This window comes from Xenorhabdus japonica, assembly GCF_900115195.1.
Lineage (GTDB): Bacteria > Pseudomonadota > Gammaproteobacteria > Enterobacterales > Enterobacteriaceae > Xenorhabdus > Xenorhabdus japonica.
On the sequence record NZ_FOVO01000003.1, the window covers coordinates 84,412 to 106,113 of the forward strand.

General features: G+C 39.1%; 22 protein-coding genes and 1 riboswitch. Of the genes, 11 read left to right on the forward strand and 11 right to left on the reverse strand.

The features are described from left to right. Positions 1-83 precede the first annotated feature (83 nt). Positions 84-201, reverse strand: a riboswitch (yybP-ykoY riboswitch). A 157-nt stretch (positions 202-358) separates the two neighbouring features. The 7 genes from BM135_RS02270 to pabB all read right to left on the reverse strand — a co-directional run bounded on the left by BM135_RS02270 (position 359) and on the right by pabB (position 7,704). Continuing rightward, positions 359-817, reverse strand: a complete 459-nt coding sequence (locus tag BM135_RS02270) for a DUF986 family protein (RefSeq protein ID WP_092517402.1) — start codon at positions 815-817, stop codon at positions 359-361. A gap of 101 nt (positions 818-918) precedes the next feature. Beyond that, positions 919-1,776 (reverse strand): PTS mannose transporter subunit IID, encoded by an 858-nt coding sequence (locus BM135_RS02275; protein ID WP_092517404.1) that lies wholly within the window; start codon positions 1,774-1,776, stop codon positions 919-921. Positions 1,777-1,789: 13 nt separating this feature from the next. Continuing rightward, positions 1,790-2,587, reverse strand: coding sequence for a PTS mannose/fructose/sorbose transporter subunit IIC (locus BM135_RS02280; RefSeq protein ID WP_092517407.1), 798 nt, complete (start codon positions 2,585-2,587; stop codon positions 1,790-1,792). Positions 2,588-2,670: 83 nt separating this feature from the next. Next, positions 2,671-3,693 (reverse strand): PTS mannose transporter subunit IIAB, encoded by a 1,023-nt coding sequence (manX, locus tag BM135_RS02285; RefSeq protein ID WP_092517519.1) that lies wholly within the window; start codon positions 3,691-3,693, stop codon positions 2,671-2,673. 540 nt (positions 3,694-4,233) lie between these two features. Further along, on the reverse strand, positions 4,234-5,598 hold the full coding sequence (locus BM135_RS02290; protein WP_092517409.1) for an L-serine ammonia-lyase: 1,365 nt from the start codon (positions 5,596-5,598) through the stop codon (positions 4,234-4,236). 169 nt (positions 5,599-5,767) lie between these two features. Beyond that, on the reverse strand, positions 5,768-6,337 hold the full coding sequence (locus BM135_RS02295; RefSeq protein ID WP_092517410.1) for a CoA pyrophosphatase: 570 nt from the start codon (positions 6,335-6,337) through the stop codon (positions 5,768-5,770). After that, a complete protein-coding gene (gene pabB / locus BM135_RS02300) occupies positions 6,334-7,704 on the reverse strand; it encodes an aminodeoxychorismate synthase component 1 (protein ID WP_092517521.1) in 1,371 nt (456 codons plus the stop codon). The genes BM135_RS02295 and pabB overlap by 4 nt, the downstream gene beginning before the upstream one ends. A 150-nt stretch (positions 7,705-7,854) precedes the next feature. Between pabB and BM135_RS02305 the strand changes: the two genes are divergently transcribed. The 3 genes from BM135_RS02305 to pip all read left to right on the forward strand — a co-directional run bounded on the left by BM135_RS02305 (position 7,855) and on the right by pip (position 9,546). Next, positions 7,855-8,037 (forward strand): YoaH family protein, encoded by a 183-nt coding sequence (locus BM135_RS02305; RefSeq protein WP_092517411.1) that lies wholly within the window; start codon positions 7,855-7,857, stop codon positions 8,035-8,037. A gap of 102 nt (positions 8,038-8,139) precedes the next feature. Continuing rightward, positions 8,140-8,511, forward strand: coding sequence for a protein YebF (gene yebF / locus BM135_RS02310; protein ID WP_092517412.1), 372 nt, complete (start codon positions 8,140-8,142; stop codon positions 8,509-8,511). Between the two features lie 81 nt (positions 8,512-8,592). Then, positions 8,593-9,546 carry a prolyl aminopeptidase gene (gene pip, locus BM135_RS02315; protein ID WP_092517413.1) on the forward strand — a complete coding sequence of 318 codons (954 nt, stop codon included), beginning with the start codon at positions 8,593-8,595 and terminating at the stop codon, positions 9,544-9,546. A 46-nt stretch (positions 9,547-9,592) separates the two neighbouring features. On the opposite strand, the gene BM135_RS02320 is transcribed toward pip, so the two are convergent. Continuing rightward, a complete protein-coding gene (locus BM135_RS02320) occupies positions 9,593-9,823 on the reverse strand; it encodes a DNA polymerase III subunit theta (RefSeq protein ID WP_092517414.1) in 231 nt (76 codons plus the stop codon). Positions 9,824-10,157: 334 nt separating this feature from the next. Here BM135_RS02320 and ftnA point away from each other — a divergent pair, with 334 nt between their 5' ends. The 8 genes from ftnA to htpX all read left to right on the forward strand — a co-directional run bounded on the left by ftnA (position 10,158) and on the right by htpX (position 17,892). Next, a complete protein-coding gene (gene ftnA, locus BM135_RS02325) occupies positions 10,158-10,664 on the forward strand; it encodes a non-heme ferritin (protein ID WP_092517416.1) in 507 nt (168 codons plus the stop codon). A gap of 301 nt (positions 10,665-10,965) precedes the next feature. Beyond that, on the forward strand, positions 10,966-11,352 hold the full coding sequence (copC, locus tag BM135_RS02330) for a copper homeostasis periplasmic binding protein CopC (protein ID WP_092517417.1): 387 nt from the start codon (positions 10,966-10,968) through the stop codon (positions 11,350-11,352). Beyond that, positions 11,352-12,368 carry a CopD family protein gene (locus tag BM135_RS02335; protein WP_092517418.1) on the forward strand — a complete coding sequence of 339 codons (1,017 nt, stop codon included), beginning with the start codon at positions 11,352-11,354 and terminating at the stop codon, positions 12,366-12,368. The genes copC and BM135_RS02335 overlap by 1 nt, the downstream gene beginning before the upstream one ends. 96 nt (positions 12,369-12,464) lie before the next feature. Further along, complete coding sequence (locus BM135_RS02340; RefSeq protein WP_092517419.1) at positions 12,465-12,815, forward strand: YebY family protein; 351 nt, start codon at positions 12,465-12,467, stop codon at positions 12,813-12,815. 597 nt (positions 12,816-13,412) lie between these two features. Then, positions 13,413-13,910 (forward strand): GAF domain-containing protein, encoded by a 498-nt coding sequence (locus BM135_RS02345; RefSeq protein ID WP_092517420.1) that lies wholly within the window; start codon positions 13,413-13,415, stop codon positions 13,908-13,910. 95 nt (positions 13,911-14,005) lie between these two features. After that, positions 14,006-14,716, forward strand: a complete 711-nt coding sequence (gene proQ, locus BM135_RS02350; RefSeq protein ID WP_092517421.1) for an RNA chaperone ProQ — start codon at positions 14,006-14,008, stop codon at positions 14,714-14,716. A 19-nt stretch (positions 14,717-14,735) separates the two neighbouring features. Continuing rightward, positions 14,736-16,817, forward strand: coding sequence for a carboxy terminal-processing peptidase (gene prc, locus BM135_RS02355; protein ID WP_092517422.1), 2,082 nt, complete (start codon positions 14,736-14,738; stop codon positions 16,815-16,817). 190 nt (positions 16,818-17,007) lie between these two features. Then, a complete protein-coding gene (htpX, locus tag BM135_RS02360) occupies positions 17,008-17,892 on the forward strand; it encodes a protease HtpX (RefSeq protein WP_092517423.1) in 885 nt (294 codons plus the stop codon). A 309-nt stretch (positions 17,893-18,201) separates the two neighbouring features. Here htpX and BM135_RS02365 read toward each other — a convergent pair whose 3' ends face one another. From BM135_RS02365 to hxpB, 3 genes are all read right to left on the reverse strand, one after another. Continuing rightward, positions 18,202-19,593, reverse strand: a complete 1,392-nt coding sequence (locus BM135_RS02365) for an L-cystine transporter (protein WP_092517424.1) — start codon at positions 19,591-19,593, stop codon at positions 18,202-18,204. A 485-nt stretch (positions 19,594-20,078) separates the two neighbouring features. Then, positions 20,079-20,669, reverse strand: a complete 591-nt coding sequence (locus BM135_RS02370; protein WP_092517425.1) for a metal-dependent hydrolase — start codon at positions 20,667-20,669, stop codon at positions 20,079-20,081. Positions 20,670-20,870: 201 nt separating this feature from the next. Further along, positions 20,871-21,536 (reverse strand): hexitol phosphatase HxpB, encoded by a 666-nt coding sequence (hxpB, locus tag BM135_RS02375; RefSeq protein WP_092517426.1) that lies wholly within the window; start codon positions 21,534-21,536, stop codon positions 20,871-20,873. Between the last annotated feature and the right edge of the window lie 166 nt (positions 21,537-21,702).

The following is a 21,702-nucleotide window of genomic DNA, read 5'->3' on the forward strand; positions in this document are numbered from 1 at the left end:
TATGGTCTTGCCAACCGATTTATACTCGTCATTTTCCAAGTTTCTACTTTGTTAGCTGAAACTTGAAATTTATAGAGCATAAAAACCTAGATTTTATTAGGTTATTTGGGTATTCGTACCACGTTTTATTTTAAACGAGTATGTTGATACAAATTTTCCAGAGATTTTCTGGAACAGGCTACTCCCCAATGACTGCAGCGGACAATATCATATTCAGAATAAAAGGCAAAAAATATTTTGCTATATTTCAAATATGCAAATGATAATTATTATCGTTATGGGGTTTGTTTTAGGAAGTAAATAAGATCAATAAATTACATTGATCTTATTTAATCTCTTGGCGTTAAAATAAGTAAAGTTATTTGTTGTTGACAAGGAATTGATAAATTTTTTCTAAGTCATCTAGTTTTGTTACGAAAATATATATTTTGTTTTGCTCTAAATCCATCATGAGAATGCCATCTTCAGATAAATTCATTTCTTTAATACTTTCATAAGAAAAAAAGCGGTTGATATGATAAAAGCCGTATTTTTTAAAAATTAGTTTTGGTGAGCGAATATAACCTAAATATAGTGTCACCAGTATGATAAATGATAACAAATAAGTCGTGAATTGGTTGCCGTGCGACATAACATTATTATAAATAATAATGGTAATCAAAATGATGAAGATTAAGGCGTCAATCCGATGTTTTCTTTTAAGTTTTATGTTTAACAACGTCTTGCCTTTGAGCTGATTGATGACAAATTCATCATAAATCGCAAAAGCGAGCATTAACACAATCAAAACTATCAAGATGATATCATTCAAGCCCATTTTATCCTCTGATTTTATAATCAAAAATACAAATTTTTAATAAATTAGGGAGGGATTTTTTCCTCCCTAATGTTTTTAATTAATAATATCTGCTAATCAGATTATTTGACCAAGCCCAGAAAACCAAAATAGTAACCTATAATGCCTATAACAAAGAAACCTATGATGATCCATAAAGGGTTTACTTTTTTCCTTAATAGCCACATACAGCCAAATGTCAGTAGTAGTGGGGCAATACCAGGCAGTAATTTATCCAGAATGATTTGAACAGTTGTTATATTAATCTCACCTGTCGTTGGATCAGGTACTTTGGAAATAACAAGAGGGATATTGATTTTAGTCCAACTATTAACTAAGGCCCCCATCACAAACAGACCTAAAATTGATGCTCCTTCTGTCATTTTTTGCAGGAAACCACCACCCATATCTTTGACGATATCCATTCCTTTTTTATAGCCATAGGCGACGCCGTAATAACGGGTCAGCAAACGTACTAAGTTAAATAAACAGAAGAACAGTAGTGGTCCCAATAAACTACCACTCATTGCAATACCTGCACCAAGTGCAGCAAAAACAGGGCGAACAGTGCCCCAGAAAATGGGGTCACCAACACCAGCCAATGGTCCCATCAAGCCAACTTTGATCCCGTTAATAGCACTGTCATCAATATCGGCACCATTAGCACGCTGTTCTTCCATCGCCATAGTGACACCAAGAATAGGTGCTGCCACATAAGGATGAGTATTAAAGAATTCTAAATGACGTTTAATAGCCAGTCTTCGTTCTTCCGTATTTTCGGGATATAGGCGGCGAATGGCGGGGACCATTGAGAAGCAAAATCCCAGTGCTTGCATACGTTCAAAGTTCCATGAACCCTGAAATAGACTAGAGCGAAGGAAGACGCCACGGATATCGCTTTGTGTCAGTTTTTTCTGACCCATGTTTGTTGCCTCTGACATGTTGTTCATCCTCTTAATCTAATTCGTTATCAAGGTCATTCGGAGTATTACCAGCAGACGCGGCTACCTGTGATTGATTGTATTTAGGGTTAAGCTGGATATACAAGATCGCCAGAACAGCACCAGCGATACCAAGTATAACGAGGTTTTGTATATATACAGCGGCTACGAAACCTAAGTAGAAGAATGGCATTAGATAACCCGCACGCATCATGTTAATTACCATTGCGTAACCAACAACAACAATCATTCCACCAGCGATATTGAGGCCAGTGGTGACAACTTCCGGAATGGAATGCAGCATATCTTGGACGCCAGATGTTCCTACGGACAATGTTACAGCCAGTGAAGGTAGGGCGATACGCATGGCCTGAAGTACTAATGCTGAAATGTGGATGACGCTTATTGCCCGCAGATTGCCATTTTCCGCTGCTTTATCTGCAGCGTGTTGGAAGCCAACAGTCAGAGTACGGACAATGATAGTCAGAACTTGGCCTGCTGCTGCCAGAGGAATAGCCAGTGCGATACCTGCACCCACATTTTGTCCGCCCGCGATAACCAGAATAGTTGAAATTATGGAGGCCAATGCTGCATCGGGAGCGACTGCTGCACCGATATTCATCCAGCCAAGAGCAATCATTTCCAGTGTACCGCCGATGATGATGCCTGTTTTTATATCGCCAAGCACTAAGCCGACTAATGTACAAGCAACCAATGGACGGTGAAATTGAAATTCATCAAGAATTGATCCCATGCCTGCGATACAAGCAATGATGAATATCAACACAAGTTGAACAACGGTAATTTCCATTGTTTTTCTCCTGTAACCAAATGTAATTTGGTAAGAATTTTGTTATTGAGTAATGGTTATCAAAATGACATCTGTTTTTATTTTTAAGCTTTTTTCAGCAGATCCATCATGTTTAAACGGGTATCACTGGCAACTTTGCGGGCTTCAAGTTCTATGCCACGAGAGTTCAGTTTTTCAAAGGCTTCAATGTCTGTCCCGTCAACGGAAATTGCATTATTGATCTGGTTTTTTCCTTGACGGAAAGCCATACCACCAATGTTTATGGATTCGATATTTACGCCACCTTCTACAATACGCAGGACATCTGTTGGATTGGTGAATAGCAGCATGACACGTTCACCAGCATATTTTGGGTTGTTGTAAACCCGGACGCATTTGGCAACGTCTATGACGTGGGCGCTGACACCGGGAGGTGCGACTTGTTTCAACAAGGTCGAACGAACAGTATCTTGAGCAACTTCATCACTAACCACAATGATACGCTTGACATTAGTTTCTTTAGTCCAGCGAGTGGCAACTTGACCGTGAATAAGGCGATCATCAATACGGGCGAGAGCAATCTTCATATGACCGCCCGCAGCAGTAGTTGGTGACACAGTAGTAGTTGATGACACAGTAGTTGCTGAAATCGTGGCTGTTGAAACAGCAGGTGCTGAGGCAGGTACAATGGTTGGTTTGACAGGTTCTGATTTTGCTGGCTCTTCGGCTTGCTCTGTTTTAAGGGCTCGAATGCCTTCTTTCCCAGCTTCCAATGCAACAGAAACCAGCTCTTCCATGGATGGATCATCGTCACGACACATGAAAGCTTCAACAAGCATCGGAATGTTTACACCGGTTATGATTTCGTAGTTGTCTTTATCAACAACGATACGGTTTGCGGCATTGAACGGGCTGCCCCCCCAGGTATCGACGAAAAACAGAACTCCTTGTTCTGTATCAAGCGATTCCAGCTTTTTATTGTATTTATCGAATAATGTATCAGCATTTTCACCGGGCACAAAGTCGATATAAGAAACATTTCCTTGCTCTCCTATCAACATCTCTGTGGTATGAAGCAGCTGTTCAGCCGCAGCCCCGTGTGTGCCAATCATAATGGCTATACTCACTTGTTTTCCCCTTTCTTTAACAATTGAATTCAGACCTACTGCAAACACATACTCAATATTTCTAATACATTGAATCTCCTATTAATGAATAGGATAGTTGTAAATATGAAACTGTATCGAAAATCTATCTCAAAATTTCATTTCGCATGGTTTTATATTTCGTTACATAAGAAAATATGTCGCTAGATTATCATTTGAAGGTTTAAAGAAAATTGCTATCAGTCAGAAAAATTAAGATAGACTGTTTTGATAGGTTAAAAAAATATTTTATTCCAATTAATCGTAAATTTTATTTTTTAATGTCGTATATTTTCAATATAAAGGTATTTTTATCTGTTTCTGGTAACATTTTATTAATTTTATGATAAAAAAATTGTGATGTTTTTATCATAAAATGGAAAATAATGTACTTTAGTAATTCGTTTCAGCCAAAAAAATATCCCTACTAAATAGCAGAGATATTATTTTAGATAGACTGTAGATGTAGCAAAGATAGGTAACAATATCACTCATTACAGGATGAATGAGTGATATCTTATATTAGTCACACTGAACTTTTATTGCCAAGCCACCGCGTGAAGTTTCACGGTATTTCGCGTTCATATCTTTACCCGTTTCATACATAGTTTCAATGACTTTATCGAGTGAAACACGTGGTTCACTGGTACGGCGCAGTGCCATACGTGCAGCATTGATTGCCTTGACTGACGCAATAGCATTACGCTCAATACAAGGAACTTGCACTTGGCCTGCAACAGGGTCACAAGTCAGGCCAAGGTTATGTTCCATGCCAATTTCTGCTGCGATGCAAACCTGCTCAGGGCTGGCTCCAAGTAATTCTGCAATGCCGGCTGCTGCCATAGAGCAAGCAACACCAACTTCACCCTGACAGCCAACTTCAGCGCCAGAAATAGAGGCATTCATCTTATATAAGATACCGACTGCACCAGAAGCCAGGAAATAGCGGGTATACAATTCCGGTGTTACTGGCTCAATACAGTGGTTGTAATAGGCTAAAACAGCAGGGACTATCCCACATGCGCCATTGGTTGGTGCTGTAACAACACGGCCACCAGCGGCATTTTCTTCATTGACAGCCAATGCATACATGTTGATTAAATCAACAACATTCATTGGGTCATTAGACAATTTGTTCGATGATGTCAGCATACGGTGTAATGCCGCTGCGCGGCGAGGAACACGCAATGGGCCTGGTAAAACCCCTTCTGTGTTCAGGCCACGATCGATACAGGCTTGCATGGTTGCCCATACATCCGCGAAATACTCAGCGATTTCTTCTTTGCTGTGTAAATCCAATTCATTTTTCATCATCAAGCCAGAAACGGACAAACCTGTTTTGCTACAGTTCATCAGCAGCTCTGCCGCGGAACTGTATGGGTAAGAAACAGGTCTGGTATCTTGGGATGGCTTGCTAAAGTGTTCTTCATCAACAATGAAACCACCACCGATGGAGTAGTAGGTTTTGCTGTAGATTTTTTTATCACCAGCAAACGCATGAATTTGCATGCCGTTTTCGTGCAGTGATAGGTTATCGCTACGGAAGTTCATACCGCCATCGCGAGGAAAATCGACTTCCTGTAAACCGTTTGCCAGTGGCAAACGTTGAGTTCGCTCAACATCACAAATAAAACCTGGAATTGAATCAATATCAACGGTTGCTGGCATATTCCCCGCCAGACCCATGATGATAGCGATATCCGTATGGTGACCTTTCCCGGTTAATGAAAGTGAGCCGTATACATCAACAGCTACACGCGTGATAGAGGACATTACCCCCAAGTTTACAAGATCATCGACAAATTGTTTGCCTGCTTTCATAGGACCAACAGTATGAGAGCTGGATGGGCCAATACCCACCTTAAACATGTCGAAAACGCTAATCACGCCAGACTCCTTTAAGAAGAAAGAGATATAGTTATATATATTAAAGCGCGCTACTTTACTGTTATTTAGTAGTGTTGATAAAGGAGTTTACAGTTTTTTTTTAATTATAATAGCAATTGATATGATTATGGATAAGTAATGCACAGTTTTATGGCATTTTGTGTCCAATTCAGGGTGTTTTTTGAACTTGTAGTGCTAAGCGATAAATAATGGCGGCAGTTAATCCCCAAATCATATGCTTTTGGTGCCAATAAAAATAGACTCGGTGCTGTCGGTTACGGCGTTTTATATCCAGGTACCGATAATGAGGAAGGGAAAGCGCATCAAACAGTGGAATTTCAAAAATGTTTGCTACTTCTACGGGGTTTATCTGAAAAGAAATGGGCTCGGAAATTAGTCCGATTACTGGAGTGACACAATAACCTCCAATACTATCTAAAGGGGCTAATTGCCCCAATATTTGAACTTTATCTTGCGGTAAACTAACTTCTTCTTCTGCTTCACGCAAGGCGGTGGCAATAAGGGAAGAGTCTTCAGGATCTGCTGTTCCGCCTGGAAAAGCAATTTGTCCTGCGTGAGAGCGAAGATTTGCAGAACGTTGGGTGAATAACAACGTTGGTTCTGGCTTACATATAATCGGCAATAACACTGCGGCATTCCGTTGGTTGCTCGGTAAATGTGCTGGGTGTGTAGGAAGTTGTAATTGAAACCGATGGATGAAGTCAGAAATCGATATCATGGTATATAGAGTTTCCCTAATTGAGGTAAGATTCGTCCGAGTTTATCAAATGTTTCCTGATATTCTTTTTCAGCGATGCTGTCTGCAACTATACCACCACCAGCCCAACAATAAATTTTTCTTTTTTCTGTCAGTAAGGTACGGATGGTAATATTGCTGTCCATTGTACCGCAGAAACTAATATAGCCAATAGCACCGCAATATCCATGTCTGCGATGCGGTTCTAACTCTTCAATGATTTCCATGGCTCGAATTTTAGGGGCACCAGTAATTGAACCACCAGGAAAACAAGCACGGAGTAAGTCAGTAGCATGATAGATATCAGGCAAAACTGCTGTTATGGTGCTGACCAGATGGTGTACGGCCGGAAAAGGCTCAACAACAAATAACTCAGGTACTTTGACAGAGCCTGGTGCCGCAACCCGCCCAATGTCATTTCTCAGTAGGTCAACAATCATCAGGTTTTCAGCGCGATCTTTTCGTGAATGGGCTAATTTCCCTGCTTGCAGCTGATCTTCTGCGGGATCTTCCAATCGTGGCAATGTTCCTTTTATTGGGCGGGTCTGAATATGATTGTCTTCCAGAAGAATAAAGCGTTCAGGTGAAACACTAATAACGCAGTGCTTAGGTAAACGGATAAAGGCAGAGAAGGGGGCACGGTTACTTTTATTGAGCTGGATAAATGCTTGCCATTCATCTCCCTTATAATTGGCATGGAACCGCTGTGATAAATTGACTTGATAGCAATCTCCATCTCGTAGATAGCGATGGATTTGAGCAATTTTTTCTTGGTATTGCTGTGCTGCCATGTTGGATTGCCATTGACTTGTCAGAGTAAAGTCTTCTTTTCTATTTTCCCGCAGAGACTCTAACCATGTCAGCCGTTCGTCAATATTGTGGTAGCTCAGTAATGTTGCTCTCTGTAGCTGATGATCAATAATCAAACCCCAATTGTAGATACCTATGGCCATATCGGGAAAATTCAGTTCATTGACGGCTAATTCGGGTAATTTTTCGATGCGGCGCCCAAGATCGTATCCCCATATTCCTAATGCTCCTCCTTGAAAAGGGAGGTCAGGATCAAACTGAGCGTTAATATCATAGGTACGAAGATGGTTTTTTAATAGCAGGAAGGGATCTTCCTGAGAAAGAGAAACCTTACCATGATGATTAATTTCGGTCGATTCCCTTTGGGTGACAAGTGTTGTCATAGGTTCGGCGACGAGAATATCAAATCGATTATGTGGATGTTCCGCCGTTCCAGAATGTAGCAGCATGGCCCAAGGTAATACAGAAAGGGGAGCAAAATAGTGAATAGCAAGATCAGGAGAATAAGGTAATTGTCGTTTTTGTAATGCAATTTTCATGACGGAATCAGTGTTGGTATTTGGCAAATTCACAAGAAATAACATATTAACCCGCGGAGATTATCATAGAATCTTACTCCTGACTTGGGATAAAAAAGGCTATAATCGCCATTTGCCATTAATCGTTATGTTTTGTTTGAGGTTATAGTTATGTTTTCAGATATGCCAGCATTATCCCATGAAGAGCAGCAAGTTGCTGTAGAAAGGATCCATCAGCTCATTTCAGAAGGGATGAGCAGCGGGGAAGCTATTGCCATCGTAGCTCAGAAATTACGTGAAAAGTATCAAGATAATGAGCAGATCCATGTTGTATTTGAGGATGATGAAAAATAGTCGCAACGCATTTTTAACAAAAATCACATAATTACTTTCTACTACATGTTAATTTACCGAAACTTTTAATCCATATTATTTGGATGGTAATAGGAGGTAATAATGAAGGCAAATCAATTTATTCGTCGTATTGGTTTATTGAGTGCAGGTGTTCTGTTTTCTGTTTCGTTCACTGCAACAGCTGCTGAGAATGAACGTGTGGCGAAGTTTATTTCTTGTAAAAATTTAACCAAAGATCAAGTAGCGGCACAGGTTAAGCAAGATTTTTTACAAAATCGTATTCATCACTGGGATAAAGACAGAAAGCAATTAGGCACTGCAAAACCGATTGCATGGGTAAATGTCAATGATATTATTGGTGATACAAGCGTTTTGCAGGTTCCACTTATTGTCCGGGGCACAAAAAAGGACAAAAGTTATAATGTCACAATTGATTGTCAAAAAAAGACTATTAGTTATAGTGAAGTAAAGTAAATAATTTGTCATGCTATCTTTTAAATATGTGCGGGATACTGGGAAGGTATCCCGTTTTGTTTAAACTGCTAAGAGGGCTTTATGACGGAACAACGAAAACTCTATCCTGCTTATGATGCGTATCAAACAGGGTATTTAGATACAGGAGATGGACACCAGATTTATTGGGAATTATGTGGGGACCCAAAAGGTAAACCCGCAGTATTCATTCATGGTGGCCCTGGTGGTGGAATTGCAGACTATCATCGCCAGTTATTTGATCCCGAACGCTACCATATTATGTTATTTGATCAGCGTGGCTGTGGGCGTTCTAAACCCCATGCTAGTCTGGAAAATAATACAACCTGGCACTTGATTGAGGATCTTGAACGGCTACGTAACTTGATGGGAGCTGAAAAATGGTTGGTTTTTGGTGGGTCATGGGGATCAACACTGTCTTTGGCTTATGCTGAAAAACATCCGGGTAGTGTGTCAGAATTGGTGCTGAGGGGAATTTTTCTACTCCGTCCACAAGAGTTGAATTGGTATTATCAAGAAGGCGCTTCTCGTTTTTTCCCAGAAAAATGGGAACGCACTTTATCTATCTTATCGGAAGAAGAGCGCAAAGATGTGATAGCTGCCTATAATAAACGGCTGACAAGTGAAAATCTGCAAGTACAGCTGGAAGCAGCACGTTTATGGAGCCTCTGGGAAGGCGAAACGGTAACATTATTGCCTTCTGAAAGCTCAGATTCTTTCTCAGAAAATAATTTTGCTTTGGCATTTGCACGCATTGAAAATCATTACTTTATCAATAATGGTTTTATAGATGAAAGTCAGCAATTGCTGGATCATATTGATGTAATCAGGCATATCCCCGCCGTAATTATACATGGACGCTATGATATGGCGTGTCAGGTACAAAATGCATGGGATTTGGCAAAGGCATGGCCGGAGGCTGAGTTGTGCATTGTGGAAGGCGCTGGCCACTCTTTTGATGAGGCGGGTATTTTGCACCAGCTAATCAAAGCGACTGATAAGTTTGTTGGAAAATAGCTGAGATAACCACCCGCAAAGAGGTGGTTATCCTTTTATCATCCTCTTAACGACTTTTTGGCTCGTAAGGTAAACGTGACAGAAATCTTGATTGCTGGCGGTAGTGGTGCAAGCGTTGTTGGAAATATTCTCGTAGATGTGGTGGTTGTACTTGCTCAATGGTGTCAGGAATGACAGGCATATTATAGCGCTCTTTAAAAGCAACACCGGATGCTGCTAAATCAACATTGATCTTATCCATCTCATCTTTAGATAATTTGGCTAAGTTATGTTCCATTACGACCTCTCTGAAAATTTATTTTTTATTTCTCTGGTAAGAAAATTAATCGATTCTTTTTTGTTTATCAAATTGTTTAAATAAGGTCAAAAAAACGCCCTGTAAATATAAATAATATCAATTCTCATTTATATTAAAAGTGTTTTTTGAATAAAAATATAATTAAATAAAATTGATTCTTATTTTCTTATATTTAATGAGATTTATTCTTGTTGACTAATGTAAATAAATGATTATTTATCAATTGGTTAATTATTTTAATTTTATTTTTGTTTTATGTGATTTTAATTGGCATAATACGCTGAGTTTAATGAATTATTAGGAGAGTTGGCCGATGTTAAAACAAGAAATGATCAAAAAATTAAATGAGCAATTAAATTTAGAGTTTTATTCTGCGAATTTATACCTGCAGATGAGTGCATGGTGTAGTGATAACGGTTATGAAGGCGCAGCAGCATTTTTGAGAACGCATTCGCAGGAAGAAATGCAGCATATGCAACGCCTGTTTGATTATTTGGGTGATACTGGTTCAATGCCTGTATTGGGTGCTATTCAGGCTCCTCCTGTTAAGTTCAATTCTATTTCTGATGTGTTTAATCAGACTTATGAGCATGAAAAATTGATCACAGAAGAGATCAACAAACTTGCTCATGTAGCGATGACGACACAAGACTACTCTACTTTTAATTTCTTGCAGTGGTATGTTGCTGAACAGCATGAAGAAGAAAAACTGTTCAAATCTATTCTGGATAAATTGGGTATGGTGGGTGAAAGTGGAAAAGCGCTGTTCTTGTTGGATAAAGAACTTAAGGGACTGTCTATGGCACCAGCACACGCCTGATATATATTCTTCATCTTTCAATTTGCTGTTTTGCTGGCTACTCTGCTACTTGGAATCGACAGGGTAGAGATAGCCAGATAGACCAATTTGATCTGTTTTTCCACCGTACTTCCTGTTTTTCACGTGTTTTTTTCATGTATTGTGAAATCGGAGTTACGGTTCTTTTTTTTATCTTCATTTTTGCGTAGTACTTCACAGGTCCAGACATTACTTGCCGATTGCCGCAGATTAAACAAATTTTTTGATATAGAATCCTCGCTCAGTCATAAAAAATTCAACTGCATATTAAAGGGTTATCTATATGTTTATTCTTAACATACGTTCATTCTGGACCAAATTATCTACTCTTGTGGTTCTGTTTGTTGGTATGTCTTGTCAGCAGGCTTTGGCGCATGCACATTTGAAAGATCAGACTCCTACAGAAAACACAACAGTTGAAGCTGCCCCACAAGCCATTACTCTGATCTTTTCAGAACGCATTGAACTTGGATTCAGTAAGGTAAAATTGATTGGCCCAGAAAAGACTGCGATTAAAACTGGTAAGTTGGAACTCGATCCTGAAACTAAAACTAAGTTAATCCTGCCAGTTGAAGGACTGCTTGCTGCGGGTAAATACAGTGTTGACTGGAGTGTACTCTCTGTCGACGGTCATAAGACAAAAGGCGTTTATAGCTTTACTGTAAGATAATGATCTCTCTAGAGGCACTATACGTATTCTGTCGTTTCTCTCATTTTGTGGTCGTTATGTTGATGTTCGGCCTTAGCTTATTCACGGTAATGCTGATTTCTGGTCCGTTATCGATACTAATGAGAGAACGGTTGAGAGTTGGAATTTTAATTAGTACTGTACTGGCTTTTATAACCTCGATAGTCTGGTTCATCGTACAAGCTGGATTAATGGGGGATGGCTGGTACGATGTTTATGCGCCAGATATCTGGCTAGCTGTGTTGGGAACCTCATTTGGGCAAGTATGGAAATGGCAGTTATTGATTGCTGCTCTTGCTGTTGGTGGTTTGTTCCTTCCCAACGTTAGAGTCAGGAATTTTCTGTTATTGGGTTGCTCAATCATTTTACTCTCCAGTCATGCTTTCATTGGACATGCGGCCATGCATGAAGGAAGCATAGGGCTATTACTTCAAGCCAATCAGGTTATTCATTTACTGAGCGCAGGTTATTGGTTTGGGGGATTGTGGCCATTTTTACTGTGTCTACAATTTCTGCGTTTAAGGCGAACATCAGAAATAAATTTATCCCCTAATAATGTATGTTTAGGTAATGGAGTATATGCAAAAAATATGGGGGGGAAAACAAACAATGATATAAGTAACAATCTGGATAATAGTGAAAATATTGCGATTAATCTATATTCAGACAGCGTATCAGCCATGAGAAAATTTTCTCTTTATGGGCATTTTGCTGTTTTTCTGGTAATTGTGACGGGAATTGTAAGTAGTGTAATTCTGATTCCGGGTTGGCCCATTTTCAGTCAAGCTCTTTCTGAATATCAATCCATGCTATGGCTAAAAATAGTTCTGGTTATTGGAATGGTACTTTTGGCCTTGATAAATCGTTATATTTTAGTTCCAAAATTAAAACAGAAAAGATGCTATCAACAATTGATAATCAATAGTTGGCTGGAAATTATTCTGGGTACAACTGCACTGTTATGTGTGGCTATTTTTACAACACAACCTCCTGCATGATTCTTGAATGATGGGTGCAAATCCAGGTACATAACAGGTACATAAATAGAAAAATTAGCCATAAAATCATGATATGTATCTATCAGGAGAATGATAATGAAACGACTATTCTGGGCTTTGCCTTTTTTGCTTCTTTCTTTTCAGGGGACAGCAGCACCGATAAAAACCATTAGCAAGCTACAGTTTGGTAAACAATGGGCATTTACTCGCGAAGAAGTTATGCTTGATTGTCGATCAGGCGGCGCGTTATTTGTGATAAATCCCAGCACATTGATGCAGTATCCGTTGAACGAACATGCAACACAACTTATGAAATCTAATAAAGTTATTGCATCATCATTAGATATGATCCTCTTAAATAATCCTGAACATCCCAACCAAAAAATGAGCATTGAGCCATTCCAGAAAGCGGCGTTGGCTTTATGTGATCATTCAGGTGATAAATAGGTGATAAAAAGTAAGGTAATGGCTAATTGATGTTTTCGGAAAAAACCATCACTTCATCTAACCGATAATGATTAAAATTTGGTAAATTATTGCATGTCAACTACGCTTTAGATGATAAGTTGTTCTACGTCTCAATGGCAACTTTTGTGCAAGGCTCTTTAACAGAGCCATTTTTCCTAGGCCGAGTAGAGGAGTAAACTCGGCCTTTTTTTGTTTATCATAAAGAGTGAGTATTTTTACTCTCTTTTCAATAAATTATCTTATTTTATTATATGTATAATAAATAAATTATAATAAAACAACTACTTATAGTAATGGCAGCGTGTTTTATAATAAGAATATGAATAAGAGCACGGTTCTGAATGCAAGTCAGCTTATCTTTTAATATAAGCTGTGATATATCCCTAAATTTTATAAGTGAATGCTGGTAAAAATAATTAAAGGAAATTTAAATTTAGTAAGACAGGTGGCATTTTGAAAAAATTTAAAGTTATAGAGATAGTTTATTCTTAGAAATAGCCTATTAAATATGGTAAAAATCTTACATGAAATTATTGTGTTCATTTTGTTAAATATTTATCGGTTGTATGGGAGCTTATGGATAGGAATGAATTTTATCAAGAGTTAGCAGATGGTTTGATAGCACTGCTATCTGGTGAGTACGACTTTATCGCTTCTCTTGCTAACACAAGCGCATTGTTATACGAACGTTTGGATAATGTTAATTGGGTTGGCTTTTATTTAGTGGATGGTGATACCCTAGTATTAGGGCCATTTCAGGGCAAAAATGCCTGTGTTCGCATCCCTATAGGAAAGGGGGTATGCGGAACGGCTGTAGCGAATAAGAGCATACAGCGTATTTCTGATGTGCATGCTTTCCCTGGCCATATAGCCTGTGATGTCGCCAGTAATGCTGAAATTGTACTTCCTTTAGAAATCAATGGACAAATTATTGGAGTTTTGGATATTGATAGCACGGTTTTTGGTCAGTTTGACGAGAATGATGAAAATGGCTTGAAAGCTTTAGTTATCAGGCTTTGTGAGCATTTGGAACAATGTATTGTTTCAAAATATCTACAACAGAGCCTAACTTAACATATGTATCACCTAGCATTTATCAGCAACGCCATTATAATGTCGCCTGTTCGTGCCTGCGCTGGTTGGCAAAACCGTTGTAATCAGGAAATTTCATGGAAAAGCAACCTAAGTTGAATAGTAGTAAAGAAGTCATTGTTTTCTTGGCTGAGCGTTTCCCGCTTTGTTTCGTGGCAGAAGGTGAAGCACGTCCCTTGAAGATCGGGATCTTTCAGGACATTGTTGAACGTATTCAGGGCGAAGAGTGTTTAAGTAAAACACAGCTCCGTTCTGCTCTGCGTTTGTATACTTCCAGTTGGCGCTATTTATATGGTGTTAAAGAGGGGGTTCAACGTGTTGATCTTGATGGGAATGCGTGTGGTGAGTTGGAAGTTGAACATATTGAACATGCGCATCAGCAACTGATAGAAGCGAAAGCGCGAGTACAAGCTCAACGTGCTGAACAGCGCGCCAAGAAACGTGAAACTGAAAATGTATCTGATAAGAAAAGTGAACGCCCTGTGAATAAAAAGCCGGCTTCTCGCCGTCAGAAGACATTGGGTGATGGTGAAAAACGTCCGGCCCGTTCGCAAAATCGTATGCAGCAATCGCGTAAACCTGCAGATAAAACCACAAAGAAAATTGCACAACCAGAGTTGATCTCAGTTACTGATGTATCCTCTTTGAAAGTCGGGCAGACAATCAAAATAAATGTAGGAACAAGTTTAGTGGATGCATCTGTGCTTGAAATTGCAAAAGATGGTGTAAGAGTGCAGTTACCTACAGGTTTAGCAATGATTGTACGCGCAGAACACTTAAAGTTCTGATACGGAGGCCAACTTGGGCATGAACAAACTCATTACTTTGGCTTTCGTTTTAGGTCTATCATTTTTTAGTATAGGTTATGCAGATACTACTAATGGCAATGCGACTAATGGTGGCAATGCTACCAACGCCAATGTCATTAATAGTCACAACACAGCTGTTATTAGTCTGAGTCAGTTGCCGGATTTAAAACCGGAACCGCAGCATCTTACGGTAAGCTCGCGGATTGTTACCCGCTTTCTTCGCTCTCATTATCGCCAATTTTATTTGGATGCGGATTTTTCAGGAAAAATTTTTGATCGTTACCTGAATCAACTGGATTATTGGCACAATGTTTTTTTGGTATCTGATATCACGCAGTTTGCGACTCAAAAGGGAAAATTAGGGGAAGAACTCGAAAAGGGAGAGCTAAAACTTCCTTATGACCTATTTAATCTGATGCAAAAGCGCCGCTTTGAACGCTATCAATATGTGCTCTCTCGTTTAGAGCAGCCTATTGATTTAAACGGTCATGATAAAATTGAAACTGACCGAACTAAAGCTCTGTGGCCAAAGAGTGTTGAGGAACTGAATAAACTTTGGGATGATAAAATCAAATTTGATTGGATAAATCTTAAATTATCCGGCAAAAATGATAAAGAAATCAAAGAAACTCTGACCAAACGTTATCGGACGTTGTTGAAACGCCTCACACAAACCAAGAGTGAAGATGTTTTTCAAAATATCATGATGGCTTTTGCCCGTGAAATAGATCCACATACTAGTTATCTTTCACCTCGTGATACAGAACAGTTTAATTCAGAGATGAGTTTATCTCTTGAAGGCATCGGTGCTGTTTTACAATATGACGATGAATATATTTCCATTCGTTCATTACTTGCTGGAGGCCCTGCGGCTAAAAGTAATTCATTGAAAATTGGGGATAAAATTATTGGTGTTGGGCCGGTTGGCAAGCCTATTGTAGATGTTGTTGGATGGCGTCTGGAAGATGTTGTTGCCCTTATCAAAGGGCCGAAGGGGAGTAAAGTCCGCCTTGAAATCACTCCAAGTGCAAAGGGGGCAAAAAACCACATTGTTACCTTGACTCGTGAAAATATCCGTCTTGAAGATAATGCTGTCAAGATGTCGATGAAAACGGTAGGAAAGGAGAAAGTTGGTGTTTTGGATATACCAAGTTTCTATGTCGGCTTGACTCATGATGTAAAAGTACAGTTGCAGAAGCTCACTAAAGAGGGTGCTTCCTCAATCATAATTGATTTGCGTGGCAATGGTGGTGGCGCATTGACAGAAGCTGTATCGTTATCTGGTTTGTTTATTTCTACTGGCCCTGTGGTTCAGATTCGGGATAACACAGGTCGAATTAAAGAAGAATCAGATATGGATGAGGCAATATATTATAAAGGCCCGCTGGTTGTTCTTATTGACAATAGAAGTGCTTCTGCGTCTGAAATTTTCGCGGCCGCGATACAAGATTATGGGCGTGGATTAATTGTAGGAGAGCCTACTTTTGGTAAAGGAACTGTTCAGCAATACCGTCCTTTGAATCGTATTTATGACCAGATGCTACGACCTGAGTGGCCAGAGATTGGCTCCGTACAATACACGATCCAGAAATTTTATCGGATAAATGGCGGTAGTACTCAGCTTAAAGGTGTAACACCTGATTTAATTATGCCAACTGGGGAAGAACCTTCTGATATAGGGGAAAGCAAAGAGGACAATGCGTTACCTTGGGATAGTATCCCGCCCGCACATTATATTTCCTCAAAAGTAATTTCAGAGTTAACGCCGCTACTGACTAAACTGCATAACCGACGGATTGCTAATGATCCTGAATTTAGATATATCAAACAGGACATTGCTTACTACAAAGTCATCAAAGAACGTAATGGTGTTTATTCCTTGAACTATGCTCAAAGAGAGAAAGAAAACAAGGAATACGAAACAAACAAGTTGAATCGTATTAATGAACGCTTTAAACGAGAAGGTAAAAAACCGCTTAAATCACTTGATGATTTACCAAAAGATTATGAAGGGCCAGATCCTTACTTAGATGAATCTGTAAAAATTGCACTGGATTTGGCGCACCAGCCTTTGAAGTAGCTGTAACGAGTAATTTAAAATTCGTTATAAATAAAAGGTCGGCTTGATAGCTGGCCTTTTTATTATATTGTAAAGTTATGTTGTTTCTATCGATTAGCATTTGAAAAAATTTGAATAATACGGGGAAGCCCCCATCTTAATAGCTTAGCTCTTAGTTGAACTGTTTGATAATTAAAGGAAGCAAATTTATATGATGAGAATAGTCTTGTTCCTTCTCACGAACCTCGCTGTGATGATGGTGTTTGGGATAATACTTTCACTTACTGGAATTCAGCGGAGTAGTGTTTCTGGTCTCATGATTATGGCTGGTTTATTTGGCTTTGGTGGTGCATTTATTTCATTGTTAATATCGAAATGGATGGCTCTGCGTTCTGTTGGTGGTCAGATTATTGAAAAACCTTCCAACGAAACTGAAGCTTGGTTGATGGAAACTGTGCGTCGTCAAGCAAATCAGGTTGGAATTACTATGCCACAAGTGGCTATTTATGATGCTTTAGATATTAACGCATTTGCTACAGGAGCGCGCCGTAATGCTTCTCTGGTTGCTGTTAGTACAGGGTTACTGGACAACATGAGCCGTGATGAAGCTGAAGCCGTCATTGCACATGAGATTAGCCATATTGCTAATGGTGACATGGTGACGATGACATTGTTGCAAGGTATTGTGAATACATTCGTTATCTTTATCTCACGTATTATTGCACAAGCAGCTGCGAGCTTCCTTTCTAGTAATGATGATGAAAGTGAAAGCAGCAGTAATGGCAATCCAATCGTCTACATGGTGATTTCCATGGTGTTGGAGATCGTATTTGGTATTCTGGCAAGTATTATTACTATGTGGTTCTCCCGTTATCGTGAATTCCATGCGGATGCAGGATCAGCGAAATTGGTTGGACGTGAAAAGATGATTGCTGCATTGCAACGTCTGAAGACCAGCTATGAACCTCAGGAAGAGGGGTCTATGAAGGCATTCTGTATTAATGGTAAATCTAAGAGTTTCAGTGAGTTGTTCTTGTCCCATCCTCCGTTGGATAAGCGTATTGAAGCTCTTCGTAGCGGTGAATATATAAAATAATACGATAAGTTTTTTCTTGGTATGAATAAGAAAGATACTTAATCTATAGCAAATATTTAGTAGGTTAGTAGCCACAAAGCCGAGCGTCATGATGAAGCTTGGCTTTTTTTAATTTTCTTTTTAGTCTCTTTTCTCCGGAGAGAAAATGTATTTTGGTGACATGACAGTATGCTTCTCAGTGGGAATTAAAGGGAAAAAGGTGTAAACAAGAGGGAAGAAAATTGTAAAAATGCCCCCTTTGGCTGTAATGCTCAAAAGGGGCTAAGTTTTATCTAGCCTAAATTTAAATTCTATTTAATTGGATTAGAATTAAAATTGGCTTAACGTCGCTTCTTCGTCTTGCTCAAACACTTCTTTGTTGGTTTTTCTCATCAATTGGCTTGTGATTGTACCAGCAGCCATAGCGCCATTAACATTTAATGCTGTGCGTCCCATATCAATAAGAGGCTCAACAGAAATCAGCAGTGCTACTAAAGTGACGGGTAGCCCCATAGCAGGTAAAACAATTAATGCTGCAAATGTTGCTCCACCACCAACGCCAGCGACACCAGCAGAACTGATAGTCACAATTCCCACAAGAGTTGCAATCCACAATGGATCAAAAGGATTAATACCAACGGTTGGAGCAACCATCACTGCCAACATGGCTGGATAGATACCAGCACAGCCATTTTGCCCAATAGTCGCGCCAAAAGAAGCAGAGAAGCTGGCGATAGACTCAGGAACACCGAGGCGACGAGTTTGTGTTTCAACATTCAAGGGAATACTCGCAGCGCTTGAACGACTGGTAAATGCAAATGTCAATACAGGGCCTGCTTTTTTAAAGAATTTCAGGGGATTAATCCCAGTCAATGCCAAAAGTCCGCCATGTACTACAAACATCAGGCCAAGGGCGATATAGGAAGCAACGACAAAATTGCCTAATTGAGTGATATCATGAATATTGGAACTGGCAACAACTTTAGTCATTAAAGCCATTACGCCGTATGGGGTAAGGCGCATAACCAATCTAACCAGTTTCATTGCCCATGCTTGCATAGTATCAATGGCAGAGAGAGCTCGTTCACCACGTTCATGATCATCTTTAAGCATTTGTAGTGCAGCGACGCCTAAAAATGCCGCAAAAATTACAACGCTAATAATAGAGGTTGGGCGTGCACCCGTCAGATCAGCAAAGGGATTTTTAGGGATAAAAGAAAGAATAATCTGAGGTACACTCATATCTGAAACTTTGCCAATATAATTGCTTTCAATTGCTGATAAACGAGCAGTTTCTTGAGTGCCTTGAATTAGCCCGGCTGCACTTAAGCCAAATAAATTGGCGATTACAATGCCGATTAGAGCGGAAATCGCTGTAGTGAACAGCAAAGTGCCAATGGTAAAAAAGCTGATTTTTCCTAAGGAGGATGCTTTATGTAAGCGCGCAACGGCACTTAGGATAGAAGCAAAAACCAACGGCATGATAACCATTTGTAGTAATTGTACATAACCATTACCGACGATATTGAACCATTTAATTGATTCTTTCACGGTAATATTGTCTGTTCCATAAATGATGTTTAATGCCAGCCCAAAAACAACACCTACGACTAGAGCCACAAGAACTTTTTTGGACAAGCTCCAATTATTTGAACTCGTTTTTGCTAATAAAATAAGTAGTGCTACAAAAACGAGCACGTTAATGATGAGTGGTAAATTCATCCCTAGTCTCCAAAACTTATATACTCTTTATATTTCGAGTTGCAGTATGCAGCTTGCAATATATGGATATAAGTGTATCTGTATATGATATATATTTTTTGCATGATATATAATCGTTCTGGATGATGAGAAAAATACTCTATATCTTTTCCCAATCTGTTGATTTATAAACTGTATCTCAATTTGAAATCTATCGAATACATACCATGAAATGCTGAAGGTAGAATGTTATCAGTATCAGAAGTCTCTTACTTATAATTAAATGGAATGTAATATAATTATTTTTTACTAACTAGTTTAATTGGTTATATATATTAATGTATGGTTGTTTGTTTTTTTGTTCTCGCTAGATCGTTAACGTTATAGTTAGGTGAGTTAAGAGTTCTTTAGGGAAAAAACAAGAGGTAACTAAGAAGAATTATTTATTTTTTCAGGTAACCCCACTTTTAAATGGGGGTTACGATAGTTTGTTATGGATTGATTAGCTACTTGTAGAAATTCTGTAGCTTATCATGCAATTTATCGAGCTGTATTTTGTCAAATTGCACTTTGTCAAAATAGTGAGAAAATGAAAAATTGATATGTTGTGGAAGGATAATCGCGATCACTACTACCAATACAGCAATGAAGCGTTCAGCTTTTTTGCGCTCCTTACCTCTGAGAATAGGAATACAAAAACGTATTCTCAGAGGCCATAAGAGTGGGATACCGGCAGGAGTAAGCATATCAGCAATAAGATGGCTGATGTAACCGATAATCATTGCATGGACAAAGTCAGTCGGAATAGGCCAATCAGAAGGGATTTCAGTCTGGAATAACGTAACCCCTACGAGCAGCGCTAATAAACTATGTGTAAATCCACGATGTCCACATAAACGCGCAATTGGAATGGATATAAAGCGGAATAGTCTACCTAAAGTTGAGCTTGGGTGGTCGATATCTGGTAACAATGAAGCCAGAAGCACACCGGGAAGCATATGTAACCAGTCTCCCTGTGCTATTTCTGGTGTGATTTCTAGCTGGTGAGCCAATACAAGGCTGGCAACGGAAAAAAGAAGATGTCCTTCTGCTGTCATAACGATTTATACTAATTATTTATGCTGATTGCTGTTTAAACATACAGTGAAGCAGTATAGAGGGTTTTTCATAAGGATAATAGAGGGTAAATAAGAAAAATATTTTATTTATTAATATATCCCCTTTATTTTTTAAGAGGTTAATATTTGCGCTGCCAGATACAGAGAAATAGATATTGGATAATGGCAGCGCGGTGGTTATTAAGTAATATCTTCTATTGTTAATTTTTCCAGTGAATTCAGCTTAATATCAGCTATTGACCAACGGGGATCATCGAAATGGCTGGCAGCAGGAACGACAATCGAGCGCATTCTTGCTGCTTTGGTTGCTATCATGCCGTTAAATGAATCTTCTAATATGAGACAGTTAATTGGGTTGACTCCAAGTTGACTAGCTGCCAACAAATACACTTCGGGATGTGGTTTGCTGTAAGGTAAGTGTGCGGCAGAAACTACAGTATCAAAGTAATGTCGGAGGTTAAATAATTCGAGGACTTGTTCGAGCATCTTATAGGGTGAGGCAGAGGCCAGACCGATTTTCAATCCACGTTCGCGGCAGAGATTTAACGCATATTCTACCCCAGGTAGTAAAGGACGGTTTTCTTTAACTGACTGAACAACGTAATTGATGATGCGTTGCTCAACTTCACTTTTGGAGACACCTTGCCAAGGTGATGCTTGATACCATAGTTCAACAACGTGATCGATTCGTAATCCCAATGTATCAGGTAATACTGCCGCCAAATTCAAATCTAGCCCTAATTCACTGAATACACTTTTTTCGCCTTGTTCCCAGTAAGGTTCAGAATCAATCAGCAAACCATCCATATCAAAAATGGCGGCTTCTATAGGTAAACAAAATGACATTTCATATCTCTCCGCAATGATAATAATGATTAATGAGCTTTGATTGTAACAATTCCAATAAATTAAATCTCATTATGAGTAATAACAAAGAAAGAAATAGTTTTATAGGAAAAATAAGATAATTACCCTAAAAATAGGGTTAAAGTTGGTTCCTTATGAGCTATTA